This window comes from Nocardia australiensis, from assembly GCF_020733705.1.
Lineage (GTDB): Bacteria > Actinomycetota > Actinomycetes > Mycobacteriales > Mycobacteriaceae > Nocardia > Nocardia australiensis.
Window position 1 is genome coordinate 3,119,005 of sequence record NZ_JAJFZM010000001.1, and the last position, 22,631, is coordinate 3,141,635.

Here is a 22,631-nt window from a genome sequence, read left to right on the forward strand (position 1 = left end):
CAGCGGTCGAGGACCAGTCGGAACCAGGACCCTCCGGTGACCGTGCCGTCGAACCGGGGGCCGACTCCCGCGACAACCCCTACCGACCGACCCGCCCACTCTCGGGGGAAGGGACACGAATGCCGTGACGAGCCGACTTGCGCTGCACCACGGTCTCGAGGAAACAGGCCTGGATCCCGGCGGCTCCGATGACACCGCGCATCGGTTCACCCGCAAGGGGCTCGAGCTGCGGGTTCGTGTCATGGAAGTCGCCGGCGGCGCCGAATACGGACACGTCCTGATCTTCGGTGAACTCACCGACGACGCTCTGGTCCGAATCCATTCACGATGCCTCTACGGCGACGCCCTCGGCTCCCAGGACTGCGACTGCGGACCCGAACTCGACAAAGCCATGGACATGATCCAAACCGCCGGATCCGGAGTCCTGGTGTACCTCGAACAAGAAAGCCGCGGCGCCGGACTCGTCGCCAAAGCACGCGGCTACCGCGAAAGCGAACAATCCGGCACCGACACCTTCACCAGCTACCAAACACTCGGCTACCCCATAGACGCACGCACCTACACCCACGCCGCCCAAAGCCTCCTCCAACTCGGACTCCGATCGGTACAACTACTCACCAACAACCCCGCCAAAGCCGACGACATCCGCACCGCCGGCCTCACCGTCACCGTCCTCCCACTGAGCACCCGCCCACTGAGCACCCGCGCCGCCGCCTACCTCGAAGCCAAACGCCACCACAGACACCACTGGATCCCCACCGACACCGCACCATGGGCCCCCACAGACTGGGCATCAGACACACCAGACACCCCCACGACCGCGAAACGACCACGCGACAGTCTGCGCGGGTGGATCACCCGCCACACCCCACGCCTCCCCCACAGCTGGCGACAGCGTTCGCGGCACTGAAACCGCTACTCGACCACCGTCCATTGCGTTCGATTCGGGAGTTTTCTTTGCCCACAGCACAACACCCACCCGGCGCCGCCGCCATCGACGCCATCCTCACCACCATGATGGCCAAGCGCAGCACCGACCCGACCCCTGGCATCATCCACTTCTGGGGATTCGTCGCCCCCGGCCATCCCGAGACACCGGACATGACCTGGGCCGCGATCCCCCTCGACCCCGCCACCAAACAGTTCCCCATCCTCGATGCGGCCGACGTGCTCCTGCGCAGATTTCCCCGCCACCACCTCTGGGGGTACGGGCTGGCGTACCTCGGCGACATCTACGCCGCAACCAGCGGCGTCCCCCACGAGGTCGTCCGCGCCGCGCGAACCGCCCGTCTCTACGAACGCCTCGACACCGAAACTCTATGCACAGCAACCATTTTCGATGCCCGCGCGCACACCTACACTGCGGTCACCCACCCCCACCTGTCCGAATACGAACTCCCCACCTTGGTCACCAACACCCGGGAAACCACAGACACCACGGACGCCTGGATCGAACTGTTCGACCAAAACACCGCAGCCCAGGCTTGGGCAGCAGCGCTAGCGCTCGACCCCGACGGCAACCACGCTGACATCGCCCGACTGACCTCTATTTCTCGACAGGAAGCGGACGCCGGGCCCTGATCAATGAATGGTCTTGCGCCATTCGCTCGGGTGCATTTCGTTCTGGTGCCGGAAATTGTCGCGAAAGGTTCCGACCGCGCCGAATCCGGAGTCGAAGGCGATTTTACTGACGGTGTCGGTGCTGATCCGGAGTCGGTGCTTCGCTCGGTCCAGCCGGGTGTCGAGCAGCATCCTCGCGGGAGTGGTCCGGGCGGTTCTCAGGGCCTTGTGCAGCTGACTCAACGAGCAGCAGAAGTGTGCCGCAATCGAATCAGGAGTCACCGTCGGATCATCAGAGTGAAGTTGGATGTAGGTCAACACCTCCTGTGCCAGCCGCTCTAGCGTTGATAGGGCAGATGCCTGTCGGTCATCGAGAGATCCCGCCAGGATTTGGCGCAGGTGCGCATTGATCTGCGTGAAGTCTCGCGCCGTCATCGTCTCGCGGTGGTCGATGAGCGATTTGACCATCCCGACGGCCGTTCCGAGCATAGGTTGCTGCGGATCCAGCCTGAGTGGGGGTGTTCGATCGGTGAGCATTGAGGCGATGGGCGTGCTTTCAGGAATGCTGAGAAGCAGTGCACGGGCGGCGTTTTCGTGGGCAATGCCCAGTTCACGACCCATCGAGAACAGACCTACCTCGCCGGGGTTCAGCACGGCGGTGTCGTCGTTTTGTGTCAGAGTCATGCGGCCCTCGCGGACGATCAGGAGCCGACCGCTGCAGTCGTCGTCGGAGCGGATGTGCTGTCTGGTCCGTCGGTAGCTGATCATGGTGGACGCGAACTCGATGAGCACGTCGTGGCCGGACTGTTGAACCCGCGTCTCCCCATTGAAGTCGCAGGGATCTCCGAAGTCGAAGCCCAAGCCGACGGAGCCTTGGTTTTCCTGGACGCGCGCGGCCCAATAGTCGGTCCGGTCGCCTCTTGGGATCTCAAGGGTTGACTCCTGCCGCAGTTCGTAGCGGTCGCCGGTCACCGTGTAGCGGTCGCCGGTCACTGTGCCCCCTGTTTCTGTAGCGGCCCCACGCGATTCAAAGTAGGTCGATTCGGCCTCCGATATTTGAACCGACCCTCCAGTTTGCATGCCCCGCGACGGTGCGTCCACCGGGCGATCGTCGCGTACAAGAATCGGCACGAACTGTGCAAGAATCCGTCGCTCCCCCAGCGTGCCACCTCGATGATGCAGGTCCACGGCCCTCCGCAGCCGTGCGAATATCCGGCACTTCTGTGCAAAATTCCGGTCGATCCGGTCTTCGATATCTGAATAGTCTTGTGCGGCAAGCCAATACCGCAAGCCTGTTTGAGGAGACCTGATGGACGCACATTTCAGCTCGATCGTGCTCGACCCCAACGGGACCGATATCCAGGGCGAAGCCGCCCGTATCCGGGACCGCGGACCCGCCACCCTGATCGAGTTACCCGGCAGGATCCGGGCATGGGCGATAACCGACCCCGAACTACTCAAGGAGCTACTGGTCGACCCACGAGTATCCAAGGATCCTCGCCAGCACTGGCCCGCGTTCATCAACGGCGCGATCGACCCGACGTGGCCGCTGTACATGTGGGTGGCGCCGAACAACATGTTCACCGCCTACGGATCCGCTCACCGGCGACTACGCAAATTCATCTCCCCCGCGTTCTCCGCCCGGCGTACCAACGCCATGCGCGAGTGGATCGCGGCCATTACCGACGAGTTGCTCACAAACCTCAGCAACACGTCGCCTGGCGAAACAGTCGATCTGCGTGAGGGTTTCGCCTATCCGCTGCCGATCCGGGTGATCTCGGAGTTGATGGGAGTACCCCACCATCTCCACACCCCGCTGCGCAGGTGCGTCGACGAACTATTCGACACCTCACCACAGACCCCAGAACAATCCGCAGCCAAAGGCACGCGGATACATAGCGTTTTCGCCGATCTGGTCGCCTACCGTCGCGCCCACCCCGGTGACGATATGACCAGCCTGCTGATCAACCAGTGCGACGGGGAGAACTCACAGCGCAGCCAGGAAGAACTCATTGAGGACATGAAGGCCGAGCAGCTCACCGAGCAGGAACTCATCGACACCCTGCTACTGGTGCTCAGCGCCGGGCACGAAACCACCGTCAACCTGTTCGACCACGCCATCTTCGCACTACTGACCCACCTCGACCAGTACACGGCCCTGCGAACCGGCCATGCCGACTGGGCCGATGTGGTCGAGGAAACACTGCGTTTCGAGGCACCCATCGCGCACCTGCCCCTGCGCTATGCCGTCGACGACATCGATCTCAACGGAATCATCATCGCCAGAGGTGACCCGATCCTGGCTTCCTACGCCGCCGCCAACCGAGACCCGAAAACCCACGGCCCGGACGCCGACCTCTTCGATATCACCCGAACCGACAAGACTCACTTGTCTTTCGGGCACGGCGCACACCATTGCCTCGGTGCATCCCTGGCTCGACTGGAAGCCACCATCGCACTGCCCGCACTGTTCGACCGCTTCCCGAATTTGCGCCTGGCCACCGACAATCCGACACACCGGGGCACCGTCAAAAGTTTCATCTCCAACGGACACGCCGGCCTACCGGTCCACCTCACATGAACCTCGCCGCTGCGAATCGCCGCGCGGGTCCGGCGGCCAGGACCTCTGTATACCGTTCACGAACCAACGTGCCACCGCCTCCGCGCATCCCGATGTTGGGCACCACCTTGCGATTGATCCGTGAGGACCTAGGGCTGACGCGCCTAGCCGCTCGCGACCGTCACGGCGTCAGCAGCTCGTACCTATACGACATCGAAGCCGACAAGTGCCTGCCGAAGCTCGAAACGTTGGAAGCGCTCATCGCTGGATACAAAGTCGACCCGTCTCTAGCACGTCACCTACGCGAACTACGTTCTCCACCAGTTGATCTCGTGCCGACAGAAAGGCTCCGCGAAGGCGTGACCTCGGACCTCGATTGGATGAGTCATATCGATGATCTCGCGCACCGAGGCGTGCTCGCCGCATACATCGACCCGAGTTGGCAGGTCTTGGCCTGTAACGACCTCTTTCTATCGATCATGCCCGGCCTCGAAAAGACCTACTCGATCGCGACATGGATATTCAGCCCCATCGCGAAAGAAGTCTGGGTGGACTGGGAGAAGGAGGCCGCATGGAATGTCGCCTACGACAAAGCAATCCTCGGGCTCTACCGAAACTCTCAACAAGCCCGCGACCTTGTAGGGCATCTCGGACCGAATAGGGAATTTCGTCGCCTCTGGGCCTCGAGTCTCGACGTGAACTACGGCCGCGACAGCGATGCCCTGCTCCACGTCCGCGACCCCACGAACGGCGAACTAGTCTCCTACCGGCTCAGCATCGCCCCGATGGTCGAGGACATGACGGTCCTGCTCGTTACCGCCATTCCCAAGCCTTACTCCGGCCCCCGAAACCTCACCGCAGAAGCATAGACCACACGGTGCGCCAGCCTTTTCGACGCGGTCAACGATGAGGTAGGGGAGGGCGTTGCACGTGCTACACGGCACCGCCCCTCGGTGGTGGTGGAGTTTCCACTAGCTAGTGCGTCTTGGTGAACGCAAGCGCGGGCGAAATCGGACGAACCACTGGTCATCAACCGGAGAGCTGATACCGGAAGTCATGGTTGGGATATGCCTAACCATGACCGCACCTCCGCGAACGGCCGTCCACGTCTCGCCGGCGTTTACAACGATCACAAGATTCGCACCCGGCTTCGGAGCACATGCGCGCTAAGGCTCCCTCTGCCTGGCTGGCGATTCTCAACCAAGCGGCGCGGCGGTCTTTGAACTGGACGACGACTTCGACGGAAGTACGCAGCCCCATAGACAGTCCGCTGCTTAAGTGAGGATGGGCGCTTGGAGAATGCGTTCAGCCTCATGCCAGAGCAACGAGCCGAGCTCAGGATCTTGGCTCGTGGAAACGGGTGTGGCGATCGAGGCCGGGCCGGAAGCAACCCGTTGCGGACCTATGTATGCCTCGCTGGGTAGGTCGCTCGCGGCGATCGCCGCTACTGCTGGTTCAGCGGCCGAGTCTTTGCCTTGGGCCAACGAGGAAACGACGGGGGTGAGCATCCGTGCCGCTAGGCGGAGTACACCTGGCCGAGTGTGAATTCCTGACCGATCTGGGGTAAGTGCATCGATCGCTCCGCCCGGATGGGCGACGATGGACTCAACTGACGAACCCTTGGCCCGTAGTTGCCGGGAAAGTTCGAACCCCAGAATCTCCGTCGCGTGTTTCGACATAGCGTACGCAACTCGTGGGCGGTAGTACTGCTGAGCCAACCAGTTCGACTGGTCGAACGGGATGCGGCGCGTCAGCATGCTCCCTATACTCACCACTCTGGCGTGTGGGGCTCGCTCTAGCGATGGAAGCGCGAGACGCAGTAGTTCGACATGTGAGAGGACGTTTGTACCCACGGTGACCTCGACGCCGAAGGGGCCTTGCGTGTATGACTTCGGTGCGGCGATCAAGCCTGCATTCATTACGAGACCGTCTAGGTGGCGCGTATCCCGTAGTTCTCCGCCCGCACGACGGACGGAGTCGACGTCGGTCAGATCCATCGCCAGGAAGCGATGTCGTTCAGGGTGGGGCAAATGATCAATGGCAATACGACCCCGCTCTTCGGAGCGCCCCACAACAATCACCTCTGCACCCAGGCCTGCAAGCCCTTCGGCAACGAAGTATCCGATCCCCGATGTCGCCCCTGTGACAGCGACGATTCGCCCTTCAAGGCGCTCTAGTTCTATCATCCGAATCTCCTTCAAGTGTTGAAGCAAAATATACTTCAACACTTGAAGGAATGCTACTCTTGAGTTGTGGACATCCTCGACGCGACGCTGCGAATCCAAGAACTCGCACTACAGATCAGCGAAGAATTCGAACCGTTCGTTGCAGAAGAGGGTCTGACGCTCGTTACAGCACACACCCTCTGGAACATTCAGCCACGCCGCACCGACCTAACGATGTCCGAGCTTGCAGCCGCACTGCGGTGCAACGCCTCCAACGCCACGTTCCTCGTGACTCAACTCGAACACCGTGGCTACGCCGAACGGAAAGCAGACCCGGCAGACGGCAGGCGGAAAGTCGTCGTGTTGACCGATGCAGGAGCTCGCGTACGCAACCGACTCGGCGACGCTCTCACGTCCGTCAGCCCACTGAAGAACCTGACCGAGCACGAACGCGCAACACTCGCCCACATAATCGCTGCTATAAGCGCGTGAAGGTCGGTCTGCCCCGGCTTTGGTTGACTCCTGACCGGTGAGGATTGATCCTCACCTGGAAGGATCATCGAGCATGCCCAAGCCCTACCCCGCGGAATTCCGCCGTGACGTCGTGGCGGTCGCCCGCAAGGGCGATGCACCGTTGTCCCGGATCGCCAAGGGCTTCGGAATCTGAAGAGGCCACACTGCACAACTGGCTGGGGAAGGCCGACATCGAGGACGGTGTCCGTCCCGGCGTGACTGATCAGGAGTCCGCCGAGCTGCGGGAACTGCGCAAGCGCAACCGCCTGCTCGAGCAGGAGAACGAGATCCTGCGGCGGGCCGCGGCGTTCTTCGCCCGCGAGTTGCCCCCAAACGGGGTAGCTCACCGACGAGCCATCCATGGTCGTGCCCCGCCACGAATCAGTGTGCCGTGCAGGAGATCCAGCAAAAAATTTCATTGACGTTCCCAGCGGCAATTCCTCAGCAAAAGCGCTGGACATGCCGGGAATAGCGGTTTAACGATCTGAGCATTACCGGAAAATAGGTGAGCGTAAACCCTGGTATTCCATGAGGTTTCACGGTTTGGATGGAGCAGTAATCCTGAACCGATTGAAAGGAAACAATGTGGATCCCCTCCAAATCCTGAACGATGGCCTGATCGTGGCATCCAACGCCTTGAACGTGGTGTGGCAGGCGCTGTCGATAGTCTTCATATTCGTGTGACGTGAACACCTGAGAAGTGGCCTCCCAGAGGCGCTTTCGCCTCTGGGAGGGTCGGGAGGGCACGCACCCGCTCCCGCGTATTCACCATTCTTTCTCATTTATCGCCCTGACCGATGAAGGGTTTATTCGGCATGTCCAAATCACGGAAATCTCCCCGTTCACGTCTGGTCCAGTGCCGTGGAATCGGCGATGTGCGCCGAAACCGTGTGCACACCACTCTGTCTCACGGCGCCACGACGGTTGTCGCCGGTGTGGTGCCTATCGTGATGTTGTTGTCGGTGGCCACCGCGAGCGCGACCGGTGCGCCAGCGGCGATCACTGATCAGCCCGGTGTCACCAGCCCCGCGCAGCCAGGCACCTCCACCCCACCTCCGCCGCCGGAACCCGAACCCGCACCGCCCCCGGTGTACTACGAGCAGGCCCCCGAGATCCGCAACGGATCCGGGCCACGCCCGGCACCATTGGTGGAGGAACCTGTGGAGCCGATCGCGATCGAGGATCTGCATCTGCCCGAACCGGTGGAACCGGTAGCGCCGATCGAGCCGCCGGAGAACACAATTCGGGTCGGGCAGTGGGAAGCACCGCGCCCGGACTGGCTACCCCCAGAGTGCGCCGACGCCATCAACGACACCGCGGCAGGCGCTGAGGCGCAAGTCGCGACCGCACTCGATTCGGTCGGCATCCCCGCCGGACGGTCCGATCGGGTCAGCGGCGCCACCTTGGGCGGGGCCGCCCTCGGTGGTGCCGGTGGCGCGGTCGTTGCCGGAGCACCGGTCGCGGCCCTCGGCGCGGTCGTCGGGGGTCTGGTCGGCGGCACCGTCGGCGGTATCGCCGGTGCTCTGGTCGGCACGGTGATACCGGTACCGGTCCTCGGGACGGTGACTTCCGGGGTGGCGGGGACCGCTGTCGGTGCGGCGGCGGGCGCTGCCGCCGGAGCGGCTCTGCTGGGCGGTGCCGCTGCGGTGGTCGGTGCGGTCGCTGGTGGCACGGTGGGTGCGGGGTTCGGTGCGGGTGTGGGGGTTGGGCAGCCATGATCCGCACAACGAACAGCAACCATGCGCGTGTCCTCGCGGCAGTTGTGATGGCGGCGGCGCTTGGCACTGGTGGCGTGATGAGTGCGTCGGCACCGAGCGCGGCCGAAGTGCCGATGAACGGGTGCCCGGCTTTGCATCTACTCGGAGTGCAAGGCACAGGAGAGTCCTCCCTGGGCGCCTCGCCGACCGCCGACACCGGGATGCTCGGATATCTGCTCGGCCCGGTGGTCGCTGCTGTGCCGGACCTGGTGGCGCGCACCTACATTCCGTATCCGGCCGGGTTCGGAGGTGCGGTAGGCACAGGTGGCGGCGGCGACTCCTACGCGGACTCGATGGGGCAGGGGGTGGCCGCGCTCACCGCCACCGCTGACCGGATCGCCACTGACTGCCCGGCCACCGCCTTGGCGGTGGCCGGGTATTCCCAAGGCGCGCAAGTGGTCTCGGAATTCGCCCGCGCCGTCGGCGCGGGCGAAGGACCCGTCCCGCCCGAGCGGGTGGCGGGGATCGCCCTGTACTCCGATCCCGACCGGGCCCCGGACTCGCCCGTGATTCCCGGCCGCCCCGGCCAACTCACTCCCGACCCCGCCCCGGGAACCTCTGGGGCAGCCGTCTCAGGCGTGGCGATCACCACCGCGCCCGTGTCCGGGAGCGGCATCGCCCGCGGTGAGGGCGGTGACTACGGTGCGCTGACCGGTCGCGTGTCCTCGATTTGTGTCGAGGGCGACTTGAGTTGCGCGGCACCCGAACGCGTCGCCCTGTTGCGGATGGCCGCCGAGATCGCCGCCCAAGCGGATCTGCGTGACCCGCTGGCCGCCCTGAGTTCGATCCAGGCGCTGCTCTCAGGCGTGCTGGGTGATGCCTGGACCACGGTGGTGAACAGTGACTTCCGCCTCGCTCCCGGGCTCGTCGATTACGTGCCCGCGGCGAGTCTGGCTGATCGGCTCACCGATGCCGCCGATCCCCGTACTCCGCCTGTCAGCCCGCAGGAGAGCGCTGCTGCGTCGGCCCGGTGGGGGCAGATCACCGGGGTCGTGGCCGCTGATCCGTTCGGGCAGTTGCCGAAACTGGCGGGGCAGCTCTCGGCTGCGTGGGGACAGTTCGTCTGTGACAACGCCGACCTGACGAATCCGGGCGTGTGGCTTCGCTACGCCGACATCCATGGTCGCCACACCGGCTACGCCGTCGCAGGCGAACTTGCCAGCGGGGTCGCGTGGATGACCGCGTTGGCCCACGACCTCGCCGGGAATCAATCATGACCATCAGCGACTTCTACTCCGCACCCATCCCGCTCGAAGACGTGCGCGCCGGAGACGTCGTACGCACGCGGCCGGTGTTCGCCCCGCAGTTGACGGGCGCGGCCGGAGCGTGGCAGATCGTCTACGTGTCTACCGATTCGCGTTCGCAGCCGATCGCGGCCTCGGCGATCGTGCTGATCCCCGACGAGGTTCCCGATCCCGGAACCGGGGCAATCCTGCTGTACTGCCCGCCTTTTCACGGGCTCGGTGGACAGTGCGCGCCCTCGCAGCTGCTCGCTACCGGAGCCGAGTACGACATCGTCGGCATCGAGGCCGCTCTCGCGCGGGGCTGGGTCGTTGCCATTCCCGACGGGCAGGGCCTCGGCGCGGGTACCGGTCCGCACACCTTCCTGGCCGCTCGCGCGGCCGGTGCCAAGCCGATGCTCGATCTCGCTCGTGCGCTCTACCGAGGCTCGCACCTCGATGTGCCGATCGCGCCCGTGGTGGCCTGGGGATACGCCGACGGCGGCCGGATCGCGGCAGTAGCGGGCGAGCTGCAACCCTGGTATGCCGCCGAGGTCGACCTGCGCGGTGTCGCTGCTGGAGCGGTTGCCTCCGACCTGGCGGTGCTGGCTGCCCTGCTCGGCCGGGGCAACGGTGCTGGCCTGGCGTTCGCCGGGCTGGTCGGGCTCGCCCGTGCCTACGACCATCTCCCGTTGCGTCAGGTGCTGAACGAGGACGGGCTCGTCGCTGCCGCCGAGGCCGGACACCTCACGGTTGCCGAGTTGCTGCAACGGTTCCCTGAACCGTTGGCGCACTGGTGCCGTGAGCCCGACCCGTGGAACAACCAGTGGTGGCGTCGGGTGCTCGCGCTCGAGACCCTCGCGCACGTGAAAACGGTTGTGCCGCTGCACCTGTACCACGGTGCGCTCGATCCGATCGTGCCGGTGCGCGCGGGTCGACGTGCCCTGATCGCCTACCGGCAGCGCGGCACCCGTGTCGATTGGCGTGAGTACGACGGTGATCACCACAGCACCGCGCACTGGGCCATCCCCGATGTGCTGGCCCGGCTCACCCACGACATCGCCAGCGATCCGGCGTCGTCCGGACCCGAGGACGCCGACCGCACGAGCCACCCCTGACCCCTCCGGGGGAACCCTTGCCCGCACCCCGCGATCCCACTTCCCCACCTCGGGGTGCGGGCAGGTCCGGAGACACTCCGATCCGAGGCGAGGCGAGATGAATGGCGAGGTATCCCCGCAGTCCATCCGATGACGACGACGCCGAAGCGTGGGTCGATCTGCCCCCGTCCCCTGCGGACCCGGGCGTCGTTGCCGACGCCAGCTTCGGCGTCGACGAGCCCGACGAGCCACCCGCGCGCGAGGAGTTCTGGCTCGTTCCGCTACGCGACACTCCCGACACGGCCGACATCGGCTGGTTTTCCGGATGGTGGGTCGGCATCGGGGACCGCCTGCCACGGGGAGCCTGGGCCGCCCTGGCGGCCATCATCGCCCTGCTGGCCGGTATCGCCGCAGGAGCAGTTACCGACACCGCCACGACGGGCGAGCAGGTGCACGCCACGGCAGTACCGCCGAGTCCGAGCACCACGCCGCAGGGCCCGTGCGCGGCGCTCACCGGCACGGTGGTCACCGACCGTGCGGGTGACCCCGCCACCCTGGCCGGGCTGATCGCCTCGTTCGAGGCCGCCTACTACCTCGACCGCGACGCCGGGAAGGCGACGGGGCTACTCGCGCCCGAGACCGGGATCACCGCCGACGCCCTCGCCGCGGGCATCGCGACCATCCCGCCGGGCACCCGGCACTGCGTGGCGATCACCCCGATCACCCCGAGTACAGCGAACGTCCACATCGCCGAAATGCACCCGGACCGCACACGCATCGACTACCTCCAACTGATCAACACCCGCCCCGCCGACACCGGCACCGCGCTGCTGATCTCCAACTTCCAGAACCAGGGATAGGGCATGAGTACAGGTCAAAGGCCGTTACTGATCGCCGTCGCCGGACTGAGCCCTCGCGCCGGAACCACCACGACCACCGTCGCCCTCGCCCACGCCTGGCGCGGCCCGGAAACCGCTCTGATCGTGGAAGCCGACCCCGCAGGCGGTCAGCTCGCCGAAATGGTCGGCGCGGACCCGCATCTCGGGCTGGCGAGCCTCGCCCGCAGGACCACCCCCGGCGAGCCAGTCACCCCGGATCTGCTGGCACAGCATGTACAGTTCCTGCCCGGCGGGGAAGCTCTGCTGGCCGCGCCACCGGACCACGACCCCGCTCGAGCCGTCCTGGCCGCCGAACTGCTCACCGAGCCACACGCCAGCTGGCGGACGCTCGGTGCGACCGTGTTCGCCGATTGCGGTGTGCCCGAGCCTGATTCGCCCCCGCATCCGGTCATCGCCGCCGCCGATGCGTGCCTGGTCGTGGTGCGCGCCGAGCACAGTGACCCCGAGCTGGCCGCGCGGCGAATCCTTGCGCTCACCCGCCGCAGACGCCCTCGCGGCATCGTGCTGATCGGTGCCAGCCGCGATTACGCCGCCGCGATCGGGCTCCCGGTACTGGGCACCCTGCCCGCCACCCCCGCCGGTGCCCAGGCGCTACTGGCGGGCCGCCGCGCACGGCGGCACCTGATCCCGCCCGCCCGGCTCATCACCACCGCCGTCGAACTCCAGCTCCGTGCCGAGGGCCGCCGCGAATGCCTCGCCCAGCTGCACACATCCCACGCTGCCCGCCAGCAACGCCCGAGTCGCCGCGACGACAGTGGGCCGAGGATCTACCGCGTCGACTCCGCGCCTGTGCCCGCACCACGCCCTCGCGTGCCGGAGCCAGTGGTCGTGGAACCCGCCGAAATTGGCACGCCTGCACCGGTTCCCGAGTCTGTGCTCGTCGTCGAGGCCGAGGACGCCGGCCAACCGGGAACGGTCGACCTCGCCGCGGCGCCCGAGCCCGGCCCTCACCCCGAGACCGAGATCGCGGACTCCGCACCGGTCCCGACGCCGGACCAGGCCGGGCCTGCGCTGACGTTACGAGTGTTCGGACCGACCCGGATCTTCTGGCGTGCACCCGGAACCGCGGACAGCGTGGAGATCACCTCGCAGTTGCAGCCGCGTATCCGCGAGCTGCTGACCGTGCTCGCCCTGCATCCCGAGGGGTTGTCGCGAGAGCAATTGATCGAGCTGTTGTGGAGCCAGCGGCCCAGGGATCGGGGCGGTAGTGCTCTCGCCAACACGTTGAGCCGTTTACGCGCCGCGATCACTACCGCCACCGGTGGTCAGATCACCAGCGTGCTGTCCGACGACCGGCTCCAGTTCCGCCTGGCGGGCCCGCTGCTCGGAGTCGACTATTGGGACTTCACCAGCGCCGTCGCCGCGCATCGCCGCGCGAGCAGCGACGCCGAGCAGGCCGCTGCCGCCCGCCGTATCGCGGATCTGGCCACCAGCGAACTGGCCAGCGACCTCACCGACACCTGGGTCGAAGCGCTCCGCGAATCAGCCCGCCGCACCTCCCTCAATGCCTTGAGCTGGCTGGCCACCCGCAACACCGAAAACGACCCCCGCGCCACCCTGGGACTGCTCGAGACAACCGTCGAGAACGACCCCTACAACGAATCGGTCTGGCAAGACATTCTCCGTCTCCACGCACGCCTCGGCGAAAACGCCGCACTCATCCGCACCTACACACTCCTGACCCGCACACTCGCCGAAATCGGTCAAACTCCGAGTCGCGAAACCCGGCAGCTCCTCGAACGTCTCGGCCACACCACGAAATAGATAAAACGTAGCCCGGATGTTTCCGATTCGCGGTTTATCGATTAACGTGTCGACCATATTTCCCGTTATTACGAAATGGTGGCAAGCGGGGACCATGGAGATTTTGCAATTCCTTCAGAATTGCTGAAATGGTCGGATTTTTCACTGCGGAGAGTTCTCCCGCAAGTCGAATCGCGTTGAAATCTCCGGAAATTTGCTCCCGAAATCTCTCTGCGAGTTCATGCGGACGATACGTGGGGAAATACATGGGGAAATACGTGCGGAACTACGTGGGGCGGTCAAATATCCCCACCGGTAGCCGGTATATTCGCAGGTAGACGGGCATGTATCCGCGCGGATGTCATCCAGGATTGTCTATATACAAAGCTATATAGACATGCGTAGCCGGTCCGCCCGTGCTCGTCTCCGGTGTCCAGCCCGTGTCCGCCTCCTGCTGTTCTCTTTCGTCTTGTTCCCCTTCCTTCCTCGTTCTTCTTTAATTTCTTGATTGCTTTTCCATTCATTTGGCCGGTCGTCCGTCGTCGTGTGTGAGTATTGCCGTGCGCGTTTCATTTTCGTATTGCACTGCGCGACTCGCCGTTGTCCGGAACAATTCCGGGAAATTCGCGCACTTTTGGGGTTGTGAGCTCGTTCGAGGTCGAGCTAGCGTCGAACCGTTCCCGGAATTCGCCGGGAAATTCGCAGAAATCCGAATGGCGGCCCCGCCGCACCTGTGCCGGAAACGGCGCATGAATTCGGAACTGAATTTTCAGGAGTTGCAATGCCCACCACACCCGCCACCGCCACCCCGGCCGCCGGTCGCTTGCCGAACGGGGAATTGCGGCGCATGGTCGCCGAGACGCTGGCCGCCGACCCGGCCCGCGAACAGTCCCCCCGCGAAATCGCCAACGGGCTCAACCGGTCCTCCGGCGCGGTCGGCAACGCCCTCGGGGCGTTGGTCGCCGCCGGGCACGCCGAATGCACCTCGGCCACCCCCCGCCGCTACCGCGCCACCGCCACCACCGCCACCGCCGCCGCCCCGGCCGCCGCCGCGCCTGCCACCCCGGCCGCCAGCAAGCCGAAACCGGCCCGCCGCCCCCGGACCAAAAAGAACGCCACCCCGGCCACGCCTGCCGCCCCGGCGCGTACGGGCAACACGGTGGCCCGGCCGAACGGGCAGGACTACCACCTGCGCCAGCTCGCCGGGCGCGCCGATGTTGACGTGTTGCAAACAATGCGCACCGCCGAGGTTCCGGTGCTGCTGTACGGGCCGCCCGGAACCGGCAAGACCTCGCTCATCGAGGCCGCCTACGGGGACCTGTTGACCGTGCAGGGCGACGGGGACACCACGGTCGCCGATTTCGTGGGCGAGTACACCCAAAACCCGGACGGCACTTTCGTTTTCGTGCACGGGCCATTGGTCCGGGCGATGCGCGAGGGCCGGGTGCTGTTCATCGACGACGCGACTCTCATCCCGCCGACCGTGCTGTCGGTGGTGTACCCGGCGATGGACGGCCGCCGCGAGATCGTCATCAAAGCCCACGGCGGCGAGGTCGTGAAAGCTGAGCCGGGGTTCTTCGTGGTGGCCGGGCACAACCCCGGGGTGCACGGTGCCATCCTGTCGGACGCGTTGTCGTCCCGGTTCGCGTTCCAGGTGCAGGTGGGCAGCGACTACGACCTCGCCAAACAGCTCGGGGTCGACCCGAAAGCGGTGCAGGTGGCGCGCAATCTGGCCACCCGACGGGAAAGGGCGAGGTTGCGTGGGCTCCCCAGCTGCGCGAGTTGCTGGCGTTTTCCAAGATCGCCGCCGCTACCGACACCCCCACCGCCGCCGCCAATCTGATCGGGGCCGCGCCCGAGGACGACCGACCTGTGGTGGCCGATGTCGTGCGGGCCGTGTTCGGCAGCAAGTACGCCCCGCTGGCCCTGGGCCCCCGTATCTGAGCCCCGCGACCGGCTCAATCCGCTACCGCAGCTACCGATTTCGAGAAGGGACTCCGACATGACCGAACGCACACTCACCGAGGCCATCGCGATCCACGACTACATCGCCGCCGTCCGCGATCTGCGCGACGAGCTCGCCGTGCTGGCCCGGCGGACAGAACAGACACGGCACAACCTCGCCGCCGGACTCCAGCTGCTGGACCCGCCCCACGGTGAACGGGTCGCGATAGCCATCGCCCGGGTCACCGCCCTCGCGCCGCTCGCCCGGCGCGCGATCGGTGACGAGGCCGAATTCTCTGCCCTGCACGCGAACCCCGACACGTACTGACCGGCCGCCCCTCGGCCCCGGCATCTGACCACCGCCCGCCACGAAAGGCACCCGCGCCATGACCGGACACCTGATCACCGACCCCGCCACCGCCACCGCCACCGCCACCGCCACCGCCACCGCTGATGGCTGGGACACCCTTTCCGCCGCGCTGACTGCGCAGGCCCCGCCGATCGCAGACCGTGACGACCTGGTCGTCACGATCGCGCCCGGCGCGGCTCACGGCCACCCGGCCGTATTCATGCCCCACCGTGCCGCCATCGAGATAGACGGTGCCCGCCTGCCGATCCACCCGGGGGCCGCGCGGCCGGACCGCAACCGCGACCGCTCCCGCTACGCGGCAGTGTGGGGGGCGTTCGTGCACGAGTGCGCCCACGCCAAGCACTCGGCATGGGAACCACCGCCGGTGGCAAACCCCGACGTTGTCGAGGCCGCCATATTGCTCGAGGAGTCCCGGATCGAGGCCGCCCAGGTCCGCCGCCGCCCCGACGACCGGCATTGGTTGCGCGCCAGCGCGACCGAGATCATGATCGGCGACAACGGAGGCGCAACGGCCGCCGGGCAGATCCCGCCCACTCCGTTCGCCGCCGCCCACAACGCCGCCCTCATCCTGGGGCGAGTCGACGGCGGTGTCCTCGAGGCAACCGAATGCGCGCCCGCCGCAAAAGAGATCGAGTCCATCCTCGGCACCGGCACCCTCGCCAAGCTGCGCGCGATCTGGCAAGAGGCACACACGGTCTCCGATGACAACGCCGCCGCCATGCTCGAGCTCGGGCAGCGTTGGCTCGACATCGTCGGCAGAGACCCTCACGCCGAGCCCGTGCCGAACTCGTCGCTGTCGGGCGCGATCGCTGACACAATCGCCAACATCACCCGCTCGGTACTGGCAGCCCCGGTCGACCCCGACCCGGCCGAGGACGCCACCCGAGCCCGCATCGCCGCCGATCGTTCCGACAAGCGAGCCGCCGATCAGGCGCGCAAGGTGTTCGGCGACGGCACCAGCTCCGGCTCGGGGCCGGGCACGACGAGAAGCATCCGCACACCTCGCGCGCCACGCCAGGACGAACAGTCCGCCGCCCGCGTGCTGGCCCGGGCCCTCAACACCGCCGCCGCCCGCGAACGGGCCGCCGTGCGAACGACGTCGGCGCTGCCGCCGGGCCGGGTGCGGATGCGCGGCGTGCTGGCCCGCCACGCTCAGCTGGCCGCCGGGGCCATCCCCACGGCCGAACCGTTCACCCGCACCACCCGCAAAATCACCCCACAACCGCCGCTGCGAGTCGGTATCGCGTGTGACGTGTCCGGCTCGATGGGCAAGTTCGCCGCCCCGGTGGCCTCGGCTGCGTGGATCATCGCCCGCGCCGCCGAGCTGGCCACGATGCCCGCCACCACCGCGACCGTGACATTCGGCAACTCGGTCGCCCCGATCACCTACCCCGACATCGCCCCGGGCCGGGTGACCGACTTCGACTGCCCGGACGGTGATCACGCCATCGACACCGCCATCGAGGCCCTCGACGGTGCCCTCGGCCTCGCCCGCCCCGGCGCGACCCGGCTGCTGGTGATCATCTCCGACGGCCGATACAGCGGCGGCAACCGCAACCGCGCCCAGAAACGCCTCGACGCGCTCCGCGCCACCGGGTGCGCGGTGCTGTGGCTTGCCCCGGCGGACGGCCGATCACGCCCGATGGAGAACTCGAACCCGCACCTGCTCACCGACCCGGCCGCCACTGTCTCCGATATCGCCCGCGCCGTGACCGCCGCCGTACGCGCCGCCTAGCCCGGTGCCCCGGGCGCGCATACCGCGCCCGGGGCACCGAACCGGGGCCACACCGGCTACGGCCCGGCCCCACCGTTTCGCCCCAACAACCCCGCACCGCGCGGGCAACAACGAAAGAGGATCTGATGACACTGCGACGACCTGACACCACCGGGCCCGCCAGCAAGGCCGCCCCGATCCCCACCACGGTCGCCCTCGACTCGATCTACGTCATCGCCAACGCCATCACCGGCGACCAGTTCGCCATCTACGCGCCCGGCCCCCACGACGAACGCGGCATGTACACCGTGGCGCACGTGACCGGCGGCACGGGCGGCTACGCCGCCCCACGAATTCACCTCGTGCACCCCGACGACATCGCCGCCTACGCCACCGGTGCCGCCGACCGGATGCGCCAGGGCGGGCACGGGCACGCGGTGAGCGTGTGGCTCGACCGCACCACCGGCCCCCTGCACGAGCACCTGTCCCAATGAACCCGCCAGCGACACAACCGAACCCGATCTCGAACCGCGAACAGGAGACATTCATGCCCCAGATGAAGAACACCAAGAGCCACGACGAGGACGGCATGATCAAACCCGAGGCCAAACTCAGCGGCAACGCCTACGTGGTGGTGAGGCTGCGCCGCGCCGACGACCCTCCCGGCCGGATCCTGTTGGTGGGCAACCCTCACCGCTGTAACCACGGCTGCACCATCTGCGTCGAGTGCGCCGAGAGCTGGGAACTCGACTATGTCGTGCACTACGAGCTGACCGGCGGCGGACGACGGTTGCGCGAGGCCCTCGACGCACAGTCGGCCGCCGCCGCCGACACCCAGCCCGCCGAGGCCGACTCGTAGTGGGCACGACCCCCGACCGGCCTCGTGCTCGGTCCGCCTACCGGCCCGCGGTGAGGCCGCCGGCGCGAGTCGACCTCGCACTGGCGCAAGAATTTTCCCCGAGTCGAATTCCTCTCGTGTCGTTGGCATTCCGGAATGGAAGAGAGGAATTCGGGGCCGGAATTTGTTTTCACGTTCCGCTTGACATCGCACACCGTATCGAGCGTCCATGGAACCGGTAACGGCACCGACCACCCGGGGAATTCGCCCCGATCGGTGTGGTTTCCGTCCCGACCGGGACGTCACCCGAATTCATCCGAACCTATTCATGGAGGGACCTGTCATGTCCAAAAAGAAGAACACCACCAGCGCGCCCCCGGTACCGGCCGCGCCCACCGCAGAAACCGCCACGCCTGCCCCCGAAACCGGTTCGCCGACGGCAGTGGTGCCCGTGCTGGGCGGGGGCGGTGCGCGGGCGTTGTGGGCCGCGCTGGGCAACCACCCCGGCAGCACCACCGCCGCGCTGGCCGACGCTGCGGGCATCGGGGTATCCACCGCCCGGCGGTTGCTGACGAACTGGGAAACCGCCGGGGCCGCACGGTCGGCCACCGACCCCGCATCACCGCGCGCCCCGAAAACCTGGACCGCCGGAACGGCCGCGCCCGCACCCACCGCCGGGGAACCGACCACACCCGCCGAACCGGAATCGGCTGCCCCGGAACCGGCCACCCCGGAACCCGCTCCGGCCGAACCGGAATCCGCTCCGGCCGAACCCGCCGCACCGGAACCTGTTTCGCCGGAACTTGTTTCGCCCGCATCCGCCGCCCCGGAACCGGCGGGCTCCGCCGATGACGCGGCACCGGCTGACCCCGCACCCGACAGCGCGCCGGAGACGGCGGCAGCTGTCCCCACGGGCGACGAACCCGCCGAACCGGCCCCGGCCGACAACGCGGCAGCGGCCAACGCGGAGTCGACAGTGGATCGGTTGCCCGCCGGTGCGCTGCGCGGGCAGGTCGAGGACTACCTGCACGACAACCCGGGAAAGGAGTTCACCCCACACCAGATCGGCAAGGCCCTCGACCGGTCTAGCGGCGCGGTCCACAACGCCCTGGTCAAGCTGACCAAGGATGGGACCGCTGTCCAAACCGGCACGGCCCCTAAGAAATTCGCCCTCGCGTCCTGACAAACGGGGCGATGCCGGAATCCCCGGAGCGACTATCTCCGGGGAGTCCGACACCGCGCCTCTCAATGTATCCCTTGAGAAAGGTGCTCGACCATGTACAGCACTCCCACCCCGGCCATCCTGGCCTCTGCCCTGCACAAGGTGTTCGCCACCTCCACACAAGCCCCCGACAGCCTTGCACTGTGGCTCGACATCGCGGCCGAGGCCGTGCGTGAGCTCAGCATGCCGGTGAAGCCTGCTCTGGTGCCGTGGGTGCCGGTGGTTCTGCGCTACCGGCTCCACCGGACCGAGGGCGAGTTCTTCCCGTTCACCGGTTCGATGCGGATCATGACGGGGCCGCTTCTCGGCAACACCTTCGCCGATGCCGACACCGCCGCACGGGCGGTTGTCGATAAGACCCCGGCCCCGGTGGCCGACGCGATGCGGAACGTGTTGCCGTTGTGGCGGTTCCGTTCGACCGGGGCCCCGGGCGCGTTCACACCGCCCGCAGTGCCGCCCCTGATCTCCTGACTCGCCTACCGACTGAAACGGCCGGTGGTGCCGAGCAATTCGCTCGGCACCACCGGCCGTTTCGCTGCGCGCTGTGTGGCGGTGGCTATTTCGTGCGGTCGATAGCCGCGACGATCCAGTCGGTCAGCACCGGCGCGGCGGTGTTGTAGCCGGTGGCGTCGAACACGGCCGTGTCGCCGTTCTGGGGGCCGGTACCGCCGGTGCCGGTTGCGGTGCCCGCCCCGCTGGTGGTGGCGGTGTTGTAGGTCTGGGTGAGTGCGGGGAACTGGGTGCCGGTGAACGCGCTGGCGGTGGCCGAGAGAAGATCGGCCGCGATCGGCGCTAGCCCGGTCAGTGCCAGGAAGGCGGCGACCGGGTCGCCTTTGACGAGGTTTTCGGCGGCGGTCCAGGCGATCTCTTGGGCTTGGCCGATGTCGGTGGCGATGCGGGAGATGTCGAGTCCTGCCAGGACACCGACGATCTCGGCGGCGATCGTGGCGACCCCGGTGGTGTCCAGCGGCGCTGCCAACGTCAACGCACGAGCCACCAGACGCAGATCGAGTCCGTCGGCCAACGCGACCAGTGGGTTGAACTGGTTGTTCAGATCGCCCGAGACACGGTGCAGGCCACGCACGTCCCCGGCGGCGAGCAGGCCCGGCAGCTGAGCGAGGTCGGCGACGATCGCGGGCACGTTCGCGGTGAAGCTCGCGAGCCCGTTGAGGACGGTGACCACCTGGGCGAGAACCTGTGACGCGCTGAGCTGCCCGGTCGAGGCCGTGCCGGTAGTCGTGGTCGGCGCACTCGTGGTGGTGGTGAGCTTCGCTGTGGTCGTGGGGGATTCGGCGGCGGTTGGGGCCGGGGTGGAGGTGGTCGAGGTGGCGGTGGCGAGTGCGCGGCTCAGCGCGGCGAGGACCGGCGAGGACTCGGCGGTGGTCGAGCAGTAGCTGTCGCCTTCGAGGCAGAGCGTGCGGACCCGCTCGGTCAGCTCGCCGAAGCCCTGTGTACGCGGGCCGGTGACGCCTTGTCCGGAGACCTGGGTGCCGAGCTGGGTGGTCGCGGGGTCGCGGCGCGGGTCGGAGACGAGTGCGACAGCCACGACTCGGGCGGCCGGGATCGGGCCCATGCTGTTGCCGATGCTGGTGGCGAGGTCGCCGGTGACCTCGGCGCCCTGGCCGTAGCCGGCCACAACGACTCGCGTGTCCGAGCACAGCCCCGAGACCGCCGCGGTGAGTTCTGCTCCGCTCACGGAACCGGCACCGCTCGTGGCCGTGGCGAGCGTGTGGACCTCGATATCGCTGCCGTAGCGGGCAGTCAGTGAATGCCCGAGCTGGGTGAGGATCTCGGGCATGGGCTGCCCGGTGGCGGTGGGGGTTGTCTCGTAGCTGCCCGGAACCAGCAGCGCGGTCCAGCGCGGGCACTGCGCCCCGGTGCGGCCCGGTGTGGGTTCTGCGGCGGCGACACCGGCCGCCACGGTGGTCGCGGCGACGGCCGCGCACAGTGCCAGGTGTGCGGCGCGGCGGGGGTGGTTGAGGTTGTGGTGCATGGGTTTCTCCGTCCGTGCAGGGTGATCAGGAGGTTGCGCGGGAGTCGTCGTGGTGGGTGGGTGCGGGTCGGGTGGCGGTGTAGTAGTCGTCGCCGGACCAGCGGTAGGGCGAGACCTGGACCGGCTCGTTGAAGGTGGGTGCGTGCACCATCTGGCCGCCGCCGAGATAGATGCCGACGTGATGGACGTCCCCCGAGGTGCTGTAGAACAGCAGGTCTCCGGGGGAGAGCTTGTCCTCGGACACTGGTGTGCCGGTGTGGACCTGGTCGTAGGTGGCGCGCGGGATCGAGATCCCGGCGGCGCGGTAGGCGGCCTGGGTGAGCCCGGAACAGTCCCAACCGCCATTCACGTCGGGCCCGTTGCCGCCCCACACATATGGCAGGCCGAGCTGGGCGCAGGCGAAGGAGATCACCTGCGCGGCAGTCGGGTTCGGTGGAGAGGTGGTCTGGCAGTCCCCGCCGGAGGTGTCGGTGGCGCGGTAGCGGGCGGCCTGGTCGAGGACCTGGTCGACGTACCAGGCGGCGTGGTTGTAGGCGAAGATCGCGCTGTACAGGTTGTCGGGCGCGCCGGAGTCGCACAGGTAGAACGCGGCAGCGTGGATCGCGTCGGAGGGGTTGTAGCGCGAGGGCGGGCTCGCACCCCCAGCGGGCAACGGATGCCGGGCGATCACGGAGTCGAAGGTCGAGGCGAGGAACTGCATCGGACCGCCCGCCCCGGAGGTGTTCGCGCCCGAGGACACTCCCGGCAGCGTGGAGCGGCCGTGGTCGGTCTCGATCTTGCCGATCGCGGCGAGCACGCTCCAGTCCAGGCCAGGGCAGTCCCCGGCAGCGGCCTGATAGAGGACGAGCATCTCGGTCGGGATGTCTTGTTGCGCCTCGGTACTCGGCGACGAGCCGGTGCCGGTCGAGGTCCCTGGGGTGGGCGCAGTGAACGCATGGTCGAAGACGACGACGGCGCTGACCACGGTCGCGATGACGACCGTGAGGAACACGAACGCCCCGAATCCCGCTCCGAGTGCCTTGACCAGCATCGCTAC

The 22,631-nt window shown here is 67.1% G+C and carries 21 protein-coding genes and 1 pseudogene; 18 read left to right on the top strand and 4 right to left on the bottom strand.

All coding sequences use genetic code 11. From position 1 onward, the window contains the following. Positions 1-124 precede the first annotated feature (124 nt). Together LKE06_RS14140 and LKE06_RS14145 are read left to right on the top strand one after the other, a co-directional pair. On the top strand, positions 125-910 hold the full coding sequence (locus tag LKE06_RS14140; RefSeq protein ID WP_227999093.1) for a GTP cyclohydrolase II: 786 nt from the start codon (positions 125-127) through the stop codon (positions 908-910). Between the two features lie 47 nt (positions 911-957). Then, positions 958-1,581, top strand: a complete 624-nt coding sequence (locus tag LKE06_RS14145; protein WP_227999094.1) for a hypothetical protein — start codon at positions 958-960, stop codon at positions 1,579-1,581. On the opposite strand, the gene LKE06_RS14150 is transcribed toward LKE06_RS14145, so the two are convergent. Next, complete coding sequence (locus tag LKE06_RS14150; RefSeq protein ID WP_227999095.1) at positions 1,582-2,748, bottom strand: AraC family transcriptional regulator; 1,167 nt, start codon at positions 2,746-2,748, stop codon at positions 1,582-1,584. A 121-nt stretch (positions 2,749-2,869) separates the two neighbouring features. Here LKE06_RS14150 and LKE06_RS14155 point away from each other — a divergent pair, with 121 nt between their 5' ends. Both LKE06_RS14155 and LKE06_RS14160 read left to right on the top strand, forming a co-directional pair. Continuing rightward, positions 2,870-4,141: a cytochrome P450 family protein gene (locus LKE06_RS14155; protein WP_227999096.1), complete on the top strand. Its 1,272-nt coding sequence runs from the start codon at positions 2,870-2,872 to the stop codon at positions 4,139-4,141. A gap of 95 nt (positions 4,142-4,236) precedes the next feature. Further along, on the top strand, positions 4,237-4,989 hold the full coding sequence (locus LKE06_RS14160; protein ID WP_227999097.1) for a helix-turn-helix domain-containing protein: 753 nt from the start codon (positions 4,237-4,239) through the stop codon (positions 4,987-4,989). 405 nt (positions 4,990-5,394) lie between these two features. Here the strand turns inward: LKE06_RS14160 and LKE06_RS14165 are convergent, their stop codons facing one another. Next, positions 5,395-6,306 (bottom strand): SDR family NAD(P)-dependent oxidoreductase, encoded by a 912-nt coding sequence (locus tag LKE06_RS14165; RefSeq protein ID WP_227999098.1) that lies wholly within the window; start codon positions 6,304-6,306, stop codon positions 5,395-5,397. 66 nt (positions 6,307-6,372) lie between these two features. Between LKE06_RS14165 and LKE06_RS14170 the strand changes: the two genes are divergently transcribed. From LKE06_RS14170 to LKE06_RS14235, 14 genes and pseudogenes are all read left to right on the top strand, one after another. Beyond that, positions 6,373-6,777: a MarR family winged helix-turn-helix transcriptional regulator gene (locus LKE06_RS14170; protein WP_227999099.1), complete on the top strand. Its 405-nt coding sequence runs from the start codon at positions 6,373-6,375 to the stop codon at positions 6,775-6,777. A 73-nt stretch (positions 6,778-6,850) separates the two neighbouring features. After that, a pseudogene (locus LKE06_RS14175) lies at positions 6,851-7,130 on the top strand (transposase); the annotation flags it as partial. 543 nt (positions 7,131-7,673) lie between these two features. Beyond that, positions 7,674-8,516, top strand: a complete 843-nt coding sequence (locus tag LKE06_RS14180; RefSeq protein ID WP_227999100.1) for a hypothetical protein — start codon at positions 7,674-7,676, stop codon at positions 8,514-8,516. A 77-nt stretch (positions 8,517-8,593) separates the two neighbouring features. Further along, positions 8,594-9,772 carry a cutinase family protein gene (locus LKE06_RS14185; RefSeq protein WP_227999101.1) on the top strand — a complete coding sequence of 393 codons (1,179 nt, stop codon included), beginning with the start codon at positions 8,594-8,596 and terminating at the stop codon, positions 9,770-9,772. Beyond that, positions 9,769-10,893, top strand: coding sequence for a lipase family protein (locus tag LKE06_RS14190; RefSeq protein ID WP_227999102.1), 1,125 nt, complete (start codon positions 9,769-9,771; stop codon positions 10,891-10,893). Before LKE06_RS14185 ends, LKE06_RS14190 begins: the two co-directional genes overlap by 4 nt. 101 nt (positions 10,894-10,994) lie before the next feature. Further along, entirely contained in the window at positions 10,995-11,732 is a 738-nt protein-coding gene (locus tag LKE06_RS14195; RefSeq protein ID WP_227999103.1) for a DUF8176 domain-containing protein, read from the top strand. Between the two features lie 3 nt (positions 11,733-11,735). Further along, the gene (locus LKE06_RS14200) at positions 11,736-13,535 is read left to right on the top strand and encodes a BTAD domain-containing putative transcriptional regulator (protein WP_227999104.1); all 1,800 of its coding nucleotides are present in this window, start codon (positions 11,736-11,738) and stop codon (positions 13,533-13,535) included. Between the two features lie 760 nt (positions 13,536-14,295). Next, entirely contained in the window at positions 14,296-15,357 is a 1,062-nt protein-coding gene (locus LKE06_RS14205) for an AAA family ATPase (RefSeq protein WP_227999105.1), read from the top strand. A 159-nt stretch (positions 15,358-15,516) separates the two neighbouring features. Next, complete coding sequence (locus LKE06_RS14210) at positions 15,517-15,786, top strand: hypothetical protein (RefSeq protein WP_227999106.1); 270 nt, start codon at positions 15,517-15,519, stop codon at positions 15,784-15,786. A 58-nt stretch (positions 15,787-15,844) separates the two neighbouring features. Next, positions 15,845-17,563 (top strand): VWA domain-containing protein, encoded by a 1,719-nt coding sequence (locus LKE06_RS14215; RefSeq protein WP_227999107.1) that lies wholly within the window; start codon positions 15,845-15,847, stop codon positions 17,561-17,563. 125 nt (positions 17,564-17,688) lie between these two features. Next, complete coding sequence (locus LKE06_RS14220; RefSeq protein WP_227999108.1) at positions 17,689-18,036, top strand: hypothetical protein; 348 nt, start codon at positions 17,689-17,691, stop codon at positions 18,034-18,036. Between the two features lie 53 nt (positions 18,037-18,089). Further along, on the top strand, positions 18,090-18,401 hold the full coding sequence (locus tag LKE06_RS14225; protein WP_227999109.1) for a hypothetical protein: 312 nt from the start codon (positions 18,090-18,092) through the stop codon (positions 18,399-18,401). Between the two features lie 322 nt (positions 18,402-18,723). Then, positions 18,724-19,563, top strand: a complete 840-nt coding sequence (locus LKE06_RS14230; protein WP_227999453.1) for a hypothetical protein — start codon at positions 18,724-18,726, stop codon at positions 19,561-19,563. A gap of 93 nt (positions 19,564-19,656) precedes the next feature. Beyond that, the gene (locus tag LKE06_RS14235) at positions 19,657-20,073 is read left to right on the top strand and encodes a hypothetical protein (RefSeq protein WP_227999110.1); all 417 of its coding nucleotides are present in this window, start codon (positions 19,657-19,659) and stop codon (positions 20,071-20,073) included. An 85-nt stretch (positions 20,074-20,158) separates the two neighbouring features. Here the strand turns inward: LKE06_RS14235 and LKE06_RS14240 are convergent, their stop codons facing one another. Continuing rightward, positions 20,159-21,595: a cutinase family protein gene (locus tag LKE06_RS14240; RefSeq protein WP_227999111.1), complete on the bottom strand. Its 1,437-nt coding sequence runs from the start codon at positions 21,593-21,595 to the stop codon at positions 20,159-20,161. A gap of 25 nt (positions 21,596-21,620) precedes the next feature. After that, a complete protein-coding gene (locus LKE06_RS14245; protein WP_227999112.1) occupies positions 21,621-22,625 on the bottom strand; it encodes a C40 family peptidase in 1,005 nt (334 codons plus the stop codon). Positions 22,626-22,631 lie beyond the last annotated feature (6 nt).

Coding starts and splice junctions, on each gene's coding strand:
- LKE06_RS14155 (WP_227999096.1), top strand. CDS start 2,870: ATGGACGCACATTTCAGCTCGATCGTGCTCGACCCCAACGGGACCGAT.
- LKE06_RS14165 (WP_227999098.1), bottom strand. CDS start 6,306: ATGATAGAACTAGAGCGCCTTGAAGGGCGAATCGTCGCTGTCACAGGG.
- LKE06_RS14185 (WP_227999101.1), top strand. CDS start 8,594: ATGAGTGCGTCGGCACCGAGCGCGGCCGAAGTGCCGATGAACGGGTGC.
- LKE06_RS14190 (WP_227999102.1), top strand. CDS start 9,769: ATGACCATCAGCGACTTCTACTCCGCACCCATCCCGCTCGAAGACGTG.
- LKE06_RS14195 (WP_227999103.1), top strand. CDS start 10,995: ATGGCGAGGTATCCCCGCAGTCCATCCGATGACGACGACGCCGAAGCG.
- LKE06_RS14200 (WP_227999104.1), top strand. CDS start 11,736: ATGAGTACAGGTCAAAGGCCGTTACTGATCGCCGTCGCCGGACTGAGC.
- LKE06_RS14205 (WP_227999105.1), top strand. CDS start 14,296: ATGCCCACCACACCCGCCACCGCCACCCCGGCCGCCGGTCGCTTGCCG.
- LKE06_RS14210 (WP_227999106.1), top strand. CDS start 15,517: ATGACCGAACGCACACTCACCGAGGCCATCGCGATCCACGACTACATC.
- LKE06_RS14215 (WP_227999107.1), top strand. CDS start 15,845: ATGACCGGACACCTGATCACCGACCCCGCCACCGCCACCGCCACCGCC.
- LKE06_RS14220 (WP_227999108.1), top strand. CDS start 17,689: ATGACACTGCGACGACCTGACACCACCGGGCCCGCCAGCAAGGCCGCC.
- LKE06_RS14225 (WP_227999109.1), top strand. CDS start 18,090: ATGCCCCAGATGAAGAACACCAAGAGCCACGACGAGGACGGCATGATC.
- LKE06_RS14230 (WP_227999453.1), top strand. CDS start 18,724: ATGTCCAAAAAGAAGAACACCACCAGCGCGCCCCCGGTACCGGCCGCG.
- LKE06_RS14235 (WP_227999110.1), top strand. CDS start 19,657: ATGTACAGCACTCCCACCCCGGCCATCCTGGCCTCTGCCCTGCACAAG.
- LKE06_RS14240 (WP_227999111.1), bottom strand. CDS start 21,595: ATGCACCACAACCTCAACCACCCCCGCCGCGCCGCACACCTGGCACTG.
- LKE06_RS14245 (WP_227999112.1), bottom strand. CDS start 22,625: ATGCTGGTCAAGGCACTCGGAGCGGGATTCGGGGCGTTCGTGTTCCTC.